Source organism: Myroides sp. C4067, from assembly GCF_038039665.1.
Lineage (GTDB): Bacteria > Bacteroidota > Bacteroidia > Flavobacteriales > Flavobacteriaceae > Flavobacterium > Flavobacterium odoratimimum.
Genome location: NZ_JBBPHJ010000005.1, coordinates 89,463 through 102,194, shown reverse-complemented (window position 1 = coordinate 102,194; position 12,732 = coordinate 89,463). Strand labels below are relative to the sequence as shown.

The 12,732-nt window shown below is 33.8% G+C and carries 9 protein-coding genes; 5 read left to right on the top strand and 4 right to left on the bottom strand.

All coding sequences use genetic code 11. From position 1 onward, the window contains the following. Positions 1-84: 84 nt before the first annotated feature. Positions 85-981, top strand: a complete 897-nt coding sequence (locus tag AABL87_RS05095; RefSeq protein WP_006257429.1) for a helix-turn-helix domain-containing protein — start codon at positions 85-87, stop codon at positions 979-981. Between the two features lie 163 nt (positions 982-1,144). Beyond that, positions 1,145-2,146 (top strand): beta-ketoacyl-ACP synthase III, encoded by a 1,002-nt coding sequence (locus AABL87_RS05090; protein ID WP_341277043.1) that lies wholly within the window; start codon positions 1,145-1,147, stop codon positions 2,144-2,146. Between the two features lie 116 nt (positions 2,147-2,262). On the opposite strand, the gene AABL87_RS05085 is transcribed toward AABL87_RS05090, so the two are convergent. Then, positions 2,263-2,547, bottom strand: coding sequence for a helix-turn-helix domain-containing protein (locus AABL87_RS05085; protein WP_006257431.1), 285 nt, complete (start codon positions 2,545-2,547; stop codon positions 2,263-2,265). Positions 2,548-3,015: 468 nt separating this feature from the next. Between AABL87_RS05085 and AABL87_RS05080 the strand changes: the two genes are divergently transcribed. Beyond that, a complete protein-coding gene (locus AABL87_RS05080; protein WP_341277042.1) occupies positions 3,016-5,397 on the top strand; it encodes an outer membrane beta-barrel family protein in 2,382 nt (793 codons plus the stop codon). Between the two features lie 30 nt (positions 5,398-5,427). Further along, on the top strand, positions 5,428-7,797 hold the full coding sequence (locus tag AABL87_RS05075) for a TonB-dependent receptor (RefSeq protein WP_341277041.1): 2,370 nt from the start codon (positions 5,428-5,430) through the stop codon (positions 7,795-7,797). A 100-nt stretch (positions 7,798-7,897) separates the two neighbouring features. Here AABL87_RS05075 and AABL87_RS05070 read toward each other — a convergent pair whose 3' ends face one another. Beyond that, positions 7,898-8,896 carry a 2-hydroxyacid dehydrogenase gene (locus AABL87_RS05070; protein ID WP_006266269.1) on the bottom strand — a complete coding sequence of 333 codons (999 nt, stop codon included), beginning with the start codon at positions 8,894-8,896 and terminating at the stop codon, positions 7,898-7,900. Positions 8,897-9,297: 401 nt separating this feature from the next. Here AABL87_RS05070 and AABL87_RS05065 point away from each other — a divergent pair, with 401 nt between their 5' ends. Then, complete coding sequence (locus AABL87_RS05065; protein ID WP_006266268.1) at positions 9,298-10,488, top strand: hypothetical protein; 1,191 nt, start codon at positions 9,298-9,300, stop codon at positions 10,486-10,488. A gap of 101 nt (positions 10,489-10,589) precedes the next feature. Here AABL87_RS05065 and AABL87_RS05060 read toward each other — a convergent pair whose 3' ends face one another. Then, on the bottom strand, positions 10,590-11,651 hold the full coding sequence (locus tag AABL87_RS05060; RefSeq protein ID WP_341277040.1) for a hypothetical protein: 1,062 nt from the start codon (positions 11,649-11,651) through the stop codon (positions 10,590-10,592). Between the two features lie 2 nt (positions 11,652-11,653). Then, complete coding sequence (locus tag AABL87_RS05055; RefSeq protein ID WP_341277039.1) at positions 11,654-12,730, bottom strand: hypothetical protein; 1,077 nt, start codon at positions 12,728-12,730, stop codon at positions 11,654-11,656. Between the last annotated feature and the right edge of the window lie 2 nt (positions 12,731-12,732).

The following is a 12,732-nucleotide window of genomic DNA, read 5'->3' as shown; positions in this document are numbered from 1 at the left end:
TCTCATACGTTTATTAATCTATATTAACTTCTATCTACAATCTAATTACTAATTTTAGACAATAATTAAAACTGTAGATTCATCGTGGATACTTCATATATACAAGTCTATTCTCTAAGCGATATAACGCATCGCTATAAGAATGTTCTAACGGACAAAAGATTAGCTATACTAGATATAGGCCCTAAGCACAAGCAGTATTTCGTTATTGATAAACCTTATCAGTTTACCACCTTTGGGTTAATCTTAGTGACAGGGGGTAAATGTGAGATTACGATTAATCTAGAACCTACTATCATTAAAAAGGATGACTTACTAGTAGTGCTACCTAATCAATTCTTTGAGATCAAAAGACTAACAGAAGACTTCTCTGTAAAGACGGTATTCATTGACCCAGACCTATTCTTAGAAGCGGGGTTTCACGTCAAATCTCATAGTTTGGTTTCTTTCTTATCTTCTGAATACCCTAAGATTATCACCTTGACTAGAGAGGTGTTTAGAGAGTTTAAGAACAATATCAAAAGGCTGACACAACTGTCTTATAACACAGATAATATCTATGCTAAACAACTCATCATACACCACTTCTCTATACTGATGTATGAACTAGGCAACTTCTACAGCAAAACTGTATTACAAAAAAGCAATACTAAACTGATGAGAAGAGAAGAGTTGGCAAAAAAATTCATTTACCTTGTTTCAACTCATTTCAAGAAAGAGAGAAGTGTACAGTTCTATGCAGAATCCATGTATATCAGTAGAAAGCACCTTACAAAAATCATAGTAGAGGTATTCCAAAAAACGCCAAAACAGATCATATCTGAAACCATAATCTTAGAGGCTAAGGTACTCCTTAGAAATCCTAAATCATCTATCACAGATATCATTAATGAGTTGAACTTTACAGATTTATCCGTATTCAGTAAGTTTTTTAAAACGCATGCAGGAGTATCTCCTACAGACTTTAAAAATAATCTATAAAGTTTATTTAGAAGCCTTTGGTATAAAAACGCCTTTTAGACAATTATTGCCGTTTAATTATCTATTATAAAACAAGTAATAATAACGATATTTGATGCATAAAATCTAAAGATAGCAAGAGTTAAGAAGATTTAACTCACTTGAAATAAAGACGCATAACAATATGATAAAAACAACTACTCACAAAACTATATACGCAAATATCACAGCGATCGGTGGGTATGTACCTGAGCAAAAAAGAACGAATGAGGACTTAGCTAAGGTAACAGACACGTCTGATGAATGGATTACAAAAAGAACAGGGATTAAAGAGAGAAGAATACTTGAGAAAGGACTAGCAACTTCTGATATGGCTGTAAGAGCCATAGAAAATCTAATCACTACATATAACAAAAAACTAACAGATATAGACGCTATCATAGTAGCTACGTCTACACCTGATATGCCTATGCCTGCTACAGCCAATATTGTATGCGAAAAGCTAGGTATAGAGAATGTATGGGGATTCGACGTCAATGCTGCCTGTTCGGGATTTTTATATGCATTAGACCTAGGAGCCTCTCTAGTAGAAAGCCAACGTTATAAAAACGTAGTAGTCATCGGGGCAGATAAGATCAGTGCGTACGTCAATATTCATGATCGTTCTACGAATATACTATTCGGTGATGGTGCAGGTGCAGTATGGTTAGAGCCTTCTACAGAGATAGGTGTTATGGATGCACTAATGCAGAGTAATGGCCAAGGAAAAGCATTCTTAAATATAGAGGGTGGTGGTTCATTATATCCTAATACTGATCTAGAAGAGGATGATGACAAAAAATATATCAAACAAGATGGTAAAGTAGTCTTCAAACAGGCTATACAGTCTATGAGTGATGCTTGTCTAAATGTTCTACAAAGAAACAATCTTACAGTAGAGGATGTCAACTGGCTGGTACCTCATCAGGCAAACAAAAGAATCATCGATGCTGTAGGGAAGCAAATAGAAATACAAGAAGAGAAGACATTAGTCAATATCGCTAACTACGGTAACACAATCGCGGCAACTATTCCACTGTGCATTTGGGAAAATACAGATAAGATTAAAAAAGGAGATTTAGTACTTCTAACAGCATTTGGAGCAGGGTTCTCATGGGGAGCTAGCTTATTGCGTTGGTCAATATAATCAACTTTGTAAATACATAAAAAGTCCTTCGAATATGGTATTATTCGAAGGACTTTTTTTATATCTCTTATTTCGGTATAAACTCTCTTCTTAATGAAAGTTTGTTCATCTATTTCTTAGATATACTTAGCTGGGTATTCTATCCCTTTCGCATCTAAATAAGCTAAAAGCTCATTGTGCTTATTCTCTATATTAGAGATACATTCACAAGAAATAGGACAAATAGCTGCTGGAGATATTTCTAAAATCTTAGCGATTTCATACAACACCTCATTCTTTAGCTTTGTTTTTCCACTCTCAATATCAGAATATGCTTTTTGCGAAATTCCTAATCTTTCAGCGACATACTCTTGTGAATAGCCTGAATTCTTTCTTATACTCTTGATTCTATCAATATCCATAGCATTACTTTTAAAGACTGACTTCCCGTAAAACACTAATTTTACACTAATCTATGTAACAAAAGTACCACTTTTCTGCATATAAAGTAAAACATATCAAAAATATACTTAATTTTGTAGAACAAATTTTCATAAACAACAAGCCAGTCTAGCTCAAAATGATTAAAACTTCAATTTGAAATTCATTAATCATATAATCTAGCCTAAGAAAACTGCTTCCCCAAGCAGTTTTCTTTGTTTATAGACCTATCAATTCGTACAACTGTACAACTTTTTTTACTTCTACAGAACATTACTGACCTTTGGTATTCAAAAAATGTTCATTTTCAAAAAAAAGCTGTTCGATAATGAACAGTACCTTATTTCAACACAAACACAATCAACTAAAAAACAACACCTTACATTATATTTAATTTATTGGCACACAAATAGAATTATACTTTACAAACAAGTAAACTATAAAACTCAATGAAAGCATTATTTATCTCAACTGCTTTATTCTTAACTGCATTAAGTGTAAATGCACAAAACACATTAAAAGGATCTGTACAAAATACAGAAAAGGCTCCTGTGGACTTTGCAGAAATATACTTGCTAGATACAAAAGGTAACTTAGTACAATCTGCCTTCACAAACGAGCAAGGAACTTTCGAGATACACGATATAGAAAATAATACATACGCGCTCCAGATACACAGTTTCGGAGTAAAAGCCTATGACAAAAATATAGAAGTAAACCAATCTTTAGATTTAGGAACTATCACGATACAACAAGATACTAAACTAGACGAGATCGTAGTAGAGTCAACTAAGAAAGTATTCGAGCGCAAAGTAGACCGTACTGTATTTAATATAGAGAACTCTGTACACGCTACGAATAACGATGCAGTAGATTTATTAAAACTAACTCCTAGTCTAAAAGTAGATAACGAGAACATCTCTATAGTAGGTAAAAGTAATGTACGTGTAATGATAAATGATAAACTAGTACAGCTAACTGGTGAACAACTACTACAATACTTAAAAAGTATTCCTTCTGACAATATCAAAAAAATAGAGGTAATCACTACACCTCCTGCTAAATATGATGCTGAAGGAAATAGTGGATTAATCAACATCATCTTAAAAGAAGCTCTTCCTGATGCGTGGAATAACCAAATCAGTGCAGGTTATAAACAATCGACTAAGAACTTATTCAGAATTAGTGATGTGTTTAGTTATAATAAAGATAAAGTATCGCTAAAAGCAGGAATTACTGGCAGTAAGGGAGGGTTTAATGTTGTAGAGAACTCAACAGTATACTATCCAACTGAAACTTGGAATGGAAAAAGTACGCGCTACAACAATAATGACTACTTATCAGGTAACTTCCAGATAGATTATCAAATCACTGATAAAACATCTATAGGCGCTCAATACAATGGAGGAACGGGAGATCCAAAGTTTGATGATGGTGGTCTTATCACTGTTAATAACCTTGTTAATAACCCTGTGAAATATGTCAAAACTAACGCTAAAAATGACGGAGTTAATAACACTCACTCTGCTAATATAAACCTAGTACATAAGATTGATACTCTAGGAACTAAGTATTCAATAGATGTTGATTACTTCAACTATGTGAACAACAAAGAGAGACTTTTCAACACAAATACAACAACTGTTGATAACTCTGTTAACAATATGTTCATAGCAAACTCTACGGGTAATCAAAAAATAGAAAACTTCAGCGCTAAGATAGACTTCGAACAACCCTTAAAATGGGCTAAATTATCTTATGGAGCTAAGGCAAGTTTCGTTGTAACAAATAACAAAACAAACTTCTTTAATCTATCATCTGGTACACCAATAGAAGACTTGAAACAAAAAGACAACTTTGAATACAAAGAAAATACACAAGCTTTATACATTAATGCTAGTAAAGAATTTAATGATAAATGGACTGCTCAAGTAGGATTGAGATTAGAAACAACACAGACTACTGGGACATCTGTGGTATATGACATCAAGAATAAAAAGAACTATGCGAAACTATTCCCTACTGTCTATATAGCTTATAAGGTAAATGATGATAATACAGTATCGATCAACTATAACAGACGTATCTCTAGACCTGCATTTTGGGAGTTGAATCCTTTTAAATGGTACATCACTGAATATAGTGTAGCTGAAGGAAACCCTAAACTACAACCAGCCTTTACGGATAAAGTAGAATTTAATTATAACTATAAAGGTAAACTAGACTTTAGTATGTCTTATTCGAATACGAAAGACGAATACTCTCAGTATCCAATAGTAGATATAGCAACTAATAAAACACTTTATCTACGAGATAATATATTAGATTATACAAGATATAACGCTGGAATGAGTTATACATTTAATACGTTCCCTTGGTTACAATCTCAAAATGGTTTCTATGCATTCTATGCTGAATCTAAACTTAGTAAAGATGTAAAATTAGACATAAACAATGGAGGTGGTTATTACTTCACATCGAATAATACAGCTTATCTAAACTCATCTAAGACATGGACTGCTCAAGTAGACTTCTGGTACCAACCAAGTTTAAAAGTAGGTATCTGGGAAGTAACTGAGGTCTATGCATTAAACTTAGGAATGAAATACGCCATGCTTGACAAAAAGTTAAACCTATCAATCTATGCTAATGACATCTTTAAAACTGGTTCGCAAACAGCTTCTACCAATACAAACAATGTAAATCAAAAATACTATAACTACTACGACCAACGTTATTTCAATTTAGGTGTAAGTTACTCATTTGGAAATAGTAAGATTAAAGTAAGAGATCACCAAGGTGGTAACGCTGAAGAAAGAAACAGAAAATAATATAATACAACCTACTACAACTAACTAACGATGAAAAACTTATTCACATTACTTTTAACTATTCTATGTAGTCAATTCATACTAGCACAGTCTTCTATCAAGGGGACTGTGGTAGACCAATCTGACAAACCTGTGGATTATGCAGAGATACAATTATTTCGACCTAATGATACTTTTGTAAAACAGAGTTTCTCTGACGAAACAGGTCTATTCAGTATGGAGGATATTGCCAAGGGAGATTATGTACTTAAGATATTCCACTTAGGTCAATTAGTAAGTGAACAACAACTAGCAGTTCAGAGTGATGTCGATCTAAAAAATATCTCCGTAAAAAATGAGCAACAACTAGATGAGATCATTCTGCATGCTGAAAAAAGATTAGTAGAACGAAAAGTAGATAGACTGGTGTACAATACAGCTAATAGCATCGCTTCTCAAGGAATGGACGCCTTAGAAGCACTAGCTACTACGCCAATGGTCAAAGTACAAAACGACAAAATCAGTATCAGTGGTAAAAACAATGTACGTATCATGGTAGATGATAGAATGCTAGAACTACAAGGGGATGCACTAACAAACTACCTGCGTACACTGCGCTCTGATGATATCGAAAAAATAGAAGTAATAACAACTCCTTCTGCTAAATATGAAGCAAGTGGTAATGCAGGTATCATCAATATCATCTTAAAAAAGAATAAACGCATGGGAGTATATGGAACAGTGAGTTCTAACTATTCATATAACAACTATAATTCTGGTGGTGGTAATGGTAGCTTAAATTATCAAAACAAGAAGTGGAGCGTAATGCTTAAAGGTAATATCAATAATAGCAACAATTCTAACACCAATGACAACACTTATCAAGATGATAAGAGGTACTTAGGCAACAACTCTTTAAATGAGTCTTCTTATAAAAATAGAGGAGCAAGTATCACTACGAACTATCAGCTGACAGACAATGCTGTTATAGGAGGTTCATACAATTATACTAAATTCTCTGGGGATCCAAGAGCATTTACAACTTCTACTTATAAAAGTTATCCTTTTACAGCAACTGATTCTATTATTAATTCAGTAAACCGATCTTATACTAAAAATAACTATCATACAGCTAATCTATTCTTTGATCAGAAACTAGATACATTAGGGAGTAAAATAGCTATAGGTGCTAATTATTTCTCTAATTCACCAGACCAATCATTTGATATCAAAGAATTTGATAATAGCTCTGTACTTAGAAGATATAATACCTATACTAATACGCTTAAGTATAGTGTATATAGTCTAAATGCGGATTTAACTTATCACTTGCCTTGGGCAGAAGTAGAGTTTGGAGCAAAGTATACTACTTATGACAATAAAGCTCAAGTAACTTATTTTAATATCAAGAATGGCAATGCTACATTAGATCCTCTAAAGAGTAATCGATTTAACTACACTGAAGATAACTATGCTGCATACCTAAGCTTCACTAAACAGCTAACAGAGAAGTGGAGTGTAAAAGGTGGAATGCGCTATGAGCAAACAGAGGCAAAAGGTCATCAACTAGATAATAACGAGAAGTTCACGAAGTCTTATGGTAAGTGGTTCCCTACAGCGTATGTATCATTCACGCCTAATGAGACACACTCATTTAGTTTTAACTACTCTAAGCGTATTAATAGGCCATACTCTAATGTCTTAAATCCGTTTAAGTATTATTCTAATAGCTATACATATCATCAAGGTAATCCAGAACTTAATCCTTCTTATACAAACAACTACGAACTAAGTTATGTATATAATGGTGCACTATCTGTGAATCTTAATTACTATCATATGACTGATCAGTTTGATTATATGAATAAATACGTAGATGGTGTATTCATGAGTTCGACATACAATATGCTTAACAGTGACAACTATGGTGTAGATATCTCTTATAACAATGCGATAACAGCCTGGTGGGAAACAAATTCAGGATTAGAATACATAATATCATCTCCATACTACAGAAATGAAGCAGCAACACAAGTAGGGCTAAAAGGAAACTTATTTGATTACTATTCACAAAACACATTCTCTGTGAATAATGCAAAGATCTTAAAACTATTACTTAATTGGTATCACCAAATACCACATAAGGAAGACAATACAAGATACAGCTCATATAGCTCACTCTCATTTGGGGCTAAACTAGCTTTACTAGACAAAAAACTGAATATTAATATGACCATGCAAGACATCTTCAATACTGGTAAGAGCAATGGTACTTCTTATTACAAAGATAATGTACAGTCTTTCAAGAACTCTTGGAACTCTCGTAGATTCAGTATAAGTGCATCCTATACATTCGGTAACTCTAAGAACAAAAAAGCAATACAAGAAGCAAATTTCGAAGATAAAAACAGAAGTAATTAAATGAATTGAGTTAGTTAGAACAATTATTACTTAGAGGGGCTGTCTCATTATGGAATGAGACAGCCCCTTGCCTTACATAAAAATCTCAAAAATAAATCAGTTATAGTTCAGCATTTCTACCTACTATCTCATTATTCGTTTTAAGTTGTTTTAGGTTATCTAATGTAATAAAAGCTATCTGAGTCAGTGCTTCATCTGTAAAGAAAGCCTGATGAGCAGTTACTAATACATTTGGAAATGAAGTTAATAATTGTAAACGTTCATCCTCTAATATTGTTCCTGATAAGTCTCTAAAAAACACCTTCTCTTCTTGCTCGTATACATCTATTCCCAAAGCTCCTATTTTCTTTGCTCTTAACCCTTGTATAATAGCGTGCGTATCGATCAGTTTACCTCTACTCGTATTAATCAGCATTACTCCATCTTTCATTTTACTAATCGTATCTTCATTAATCAGATGCATCGTATCTGGTGTAAGTGGACAGTGTAGCGAAATAATATCAGACTTCGTAAATAGTTCTTCTAACTCTACATAACGAATCCCTTCAGCCTCTAATTGTTCATTTTTATAGATATCATAAGCTAGCACTTCAGTACCTAAAGCTTTCATCATACGACAAAAAACCGCGCCTATATTACCCGTACCTATAATTCCGACTGTCTTTTTATAGATATTCGTTCCTAACAATCCATTTAAAGAGAAGTTTTGTTCTCTAACGCGATTATACGCCTTGTGAATCTTTCTATTAATCGTGAATAGCATAGCTAGTGTATGCTCTGCTACTGCTTCTGGAGAATACGCAGGTACACGACAAACTTGTATATTATGTTGATGAGCAGCGTCCAAGTCTACGTTATTAAACCCTGCGCAACGAAGAGCAATATACTTAACATTCTTTTTAGCTAGATTACTAATCACCTCAGCGTCTACTTTATCGTTTACGAATACACATACTACATCAGTACCTTCTGTAATCACATTCACTGTTTGTTCATCCAAACCCGTTTCAAAGTATTCTAATTCAAAGCCAAATTGTTTATTCTCCTTATCAAAGAATGTCACATCATAAGGTTGCGTAGAAAAAAAAGCAATCTTCATATCTTACTATTTTTAATATTATTATTTCTGTCTCTATGAGACAAGGTATTTTCCTTGTTTCACTTATTAAAGTTACTGATAAAAAACCATTAAACCACGTAATGCGACTTCTTTTACCCAATAAACGTAGGGTTAAAAGCAATCCTTTGAATAACAATTTTATATATCTTCATTTATCTTCAAAATCTTATGAGGTAAACTAAGAAAAAAAGGACACTACAAAAACATAAAACTAAACAAATCAACCCATTACAAAGAAGACTATTTATTCTAGTCTATAAATCCTCCTAACCCACTCCAATTAATAATATTTTCCCCTAAATACGTAGCACTTACAATAATTTTTCATTATTTTGTGAACTTTCTTGAACGTAAATAAACAAGCCTTTTTCACGAATAAAATGATTGCAAAAATTCAACTTAAATTAAATAATGACGTATTGCTTACAGTCATCAAAATGGTTAAGCATACAGATGACTATATTGTAGAGAATGTCACAGACGCATTACTAATAAGCATCAAAGAAGATTTAATCAATAAGTTAGAAGATAAAGCAAAGACCATACAGAAACAAGTTTCTATTCTTGATCATAATAAAAAGCATTCATTAGTATTGAAATACCATGAAGCGTATTCTATGTATAAGCTTTTAGAGGCTGTTCACGAAAAAGAATTATTCAGTGATAACCTACATATCAAAAAGATAAAAAGACTTATCTCCGAACTACATAATAAACTAGACATCTTCGCTAAAGAAGAAGATATCACTATCATAGATGAAGACTTAGTAGAAGATAACCCAATAGAGGTTACAGAGACTAAGCCTGAGAGAATCTTAGTATTAGAAGGTGTAGAAGACGCTCATACAGTAGATCCTAATCAAGTAGAGATCCCTATTCTATTTGATATGACAGATGCCTTTAGTGATCATGAAGAAGAAATAAATATGCCTAACGAGGAATTATCTCATGAAGTAGTATCTACTATGCCTAATACCTTAGAAGAGTTATTCACGCCTTCTGTAGAGGAAGAAATAATCCCTGATAACGAACTCCCTTTAGATCATAATTCTTATCTAGAGAAAGAAATGGATGTGACAGAAGAAACAATAGGTTCTACAGAGGAATCTAATACAACATCTGAAACATTCCCTACTCAAGAAACGATCTACAGTACAGAGGAAGACTTATTCATGACGAGTATACCAGAAAGTCAACCTAAGTTAGATTGGGAGAGAATTACTACAGAAGACCCTGTACCATCTTCAGAGAAAAAGAATACAGTAGAACAAGTAACCTTTAGTGACCCTAAATACAACGAGTTATTTAATATTGCTAAAACTGGTATAAATGTAGATGAACAAGATCTTATCAATCACGAACCTATCATCTCGTCACAGCCAGAACAAGAAATGAATACCCTGCTTACTGAAGAAGAGGACATTCCATATAGTCAAGATGTTATGCAAATAGAAATATTTGATGTAGAAATGATTGAGGTTGAACCTAGTGAACGAAAAGAAAAGAAAGAGAAGAAAAAAGAAAAGAAAATAGTCAAAGCTGAACAAGACGGACAGATTAGCCTATTCTAACGATACAGCCACTCCCAAAAAGAGTGGCTTTTTTTGTATAAAAAAAGCAAGACCTCATATTCTGAAGTCTTGCTGTAAATATCTAAAGTCAATAAGCACGTTTAGTTTAATGCCTTATCTACTTCTTGTTTAAAATTAGTATTGTGATTGCGTTGATCAAATTTGTTGGCATAATCATAAGCCGTATCCTTAAAGTAAGTATACAAATCAGATAGCTTATACACACCTGACTCTTGATAGTAAGGTAATAGTGGAGATAAACTTAATGTCACTTCTCCTTCCCCTTTCATCAACGGAGCCATTGCCTTAGCAAAATTATAGATATGTATATCTTCTGCTCCTAACTGCCACTCACAGATACGAGAGAAGAAGCTCCACATCTCAGGGTGCTTTGTCTTTGCCATATACGACACTAACTCTCCCATAGAGTATCCTACAGAACTATCGTATTGATCATGTGCGTGATATTCTTCTAATGCTTTATCGAAGTAGATAGAAGCTCTATCATCACCAGCATCGTACAACTTATTAGCAAAACTACAAAAGGTTTGGAATGGCATTGAATAACACGTCAACTTCTTATTGATCAAGTCTTGCGCCTTTACCAATGATTCATCTATATGACCTAGATCTAGTAAAGTCTCTACTTTAGTATCTAACTCACAAGCAGGACAGTTCGCCATATCGTCTAAGATCTCTTCATCTGCCAAGCGAATATACTCTTGTGCTAACTTATAATCTCTTAGATGCAATGCATATCCAGTCATTACATTATAATATGCTCTATCACTATATCCGTTCTTTGTAAGACGTCTTCTTAGGTCATCCCCTATTTCTTTAATTTGCTCTAAAGAAATAGAAGCATTGCGGTAAGCAGAACAAAACATCCACTTATACTCCCATAAGAACTCTGACTCGTCAAAATAATCTTCGTTAGAATCACTTGCATTAAGTATCCAGGCAAAAGCAGGAAAACTCTCCTCACACTTAGAGGTATTTCTCTCTTTTTGAATTAAAGTCAATCTTAAATCAAACCCCCAGTCTAAATCATTGTGCTTATCTGCAAGGGCAATAGCCTCTTTTAATGCCTTTACTTTATCACTAAAACTAGGTAACTCTTCTACCTTTAATAAGATCTTCTGTATTTCTAAATTATAATTCATAATTATACTTTTATTCCATTCATCATTTTTAACTCTTTGTACTCCTTAGAACAAAAATCTGAGCCATTGCGCGAGTCAAACTGTAGTCCTAATCTAGTCGCTATATTGTCATAATACTCGTATAACTGTGTCAAATCATACTTGCCGTTAGGCTCATAATATGACAACCTTGGGGAAAGATCTAACGCTATCACGCCTCCTTGAGCACATATTAAAGCTGCATGTCTACTCAACATAAACTGCAAGTCATCTTCTGCATCTATCTCCCAATCAGCAATACGCTCAAAAGTAGACCACATCACACTATCTTTTAGTAAATACATAGCATACATCAGACGTGTCATACTGTATAGCATAGAACTGTTTACTTCCCTTAATGTTTCAAAAGAAGCCTTTGCTTTTTCTAAATAAATAGACGCTCTTACATCCTCAACCTTCGCCATACAATAAGCCATCGCACAATAGGTCTCAAAAGGCAAAGCAAAATCACTTAACTTTTTTAACTCCACCTGCTCCATTAGCACAATAGCCTCATCAAACCTTCCCATTAAAACCAAATTCTCTATGCGATAATCATACTCCATTATCTCTATATTCTCATCGTCATAAGGTTCTTGCATCGCTAGTTTAATGTATTCTTCGCCTTTCGCATAATCACCTATATTCTGCACATACTCCGCCATAGTGAAGTAATATCCTCTTTTGCTGATATGGTTGCGCTCTAATCTTGCATACAGATCATCCACTACTGCTAGAATCTGTTCTGTAGACAGTGAAGCATTACTATATGCAGAGCACAACATCCACTCATATTCTAACAAGAACTCTGACTCGTGAAAACGCTCAGGGTATCGATCACAGACATCTAGAATCCAAGCAAAAGCCAATACACTTTCTGTACATCCAGAAGTAGCGCGTTCTTCGTGTATTAAACTATAACGCAACTCTACGCCCCAGTCTAAATCATTGTGCTTATCTGCAATCTGAATACCTTGACGAATGAAACTTAAACACAGTTCTTGATCATCTAGGTTTTCATCAATAGCCAATAACAGCTTTTGTATTTCTAACCGATACATAC

Bases quoted from the DNA above. Each gene is read 5' to 3' on its own strand.
- AABL87_RS05080 (WP_341277042.1), top strand. From the start codon at position 3,016: ATGAAAGCATTATTTATCTCAACTGCTTTATTCTTAACTGCATTAAGT.
- AABL87_RS05060 (WP_341277040.1), bottom strand. From the start codon at position 11,651: ATGAATTATAATTTAGAAATACAGAAGATCTTATTAAAGGTAGAAGAG.
- AABL87_RS05075 (WP_341277041.1), top strand. From the start codon at position 5,428: ATGAAAAACTTATTCACATTACTTTTAACTATTCTATGTAGTCAATTC.
- AABL87_RS05070 (WP_006266269.1), bottom strand. From the start codon at position 8,896: ATGAAGATTGCTTTTTTTTCTACGCAACCTTATGATGTGACATTCTTT.
- AABL87_RS05085 (WP_006257431.1), bottom strand. From the start codon at position 2,547: ATGGATATTGATAGAATCAAGAGTATAAGAAAGAATTCAGGCTATTCA.
- AABL87_RS05065 (WP_006266268.1), top strand. From the start codon at position 9,298: ATGATTGCAAAAATTCAACTTAAATTAAATAATGACGTATTGCTTACA.
- AABL87_RS05055 (WP_341277039.1), bottom strand. From the start codon at position 12,730: ATGTATCGGTTAGAAATACAAAAGCTGTTATTGGCTATTGATGAAAAC.
- AABL87_RS05090 (WP_341277043.1), top strand. From the start codon at position 1,145: ATGATAAAAACAACTACTCACAAAACTATATACGCAAATATCACAGCG.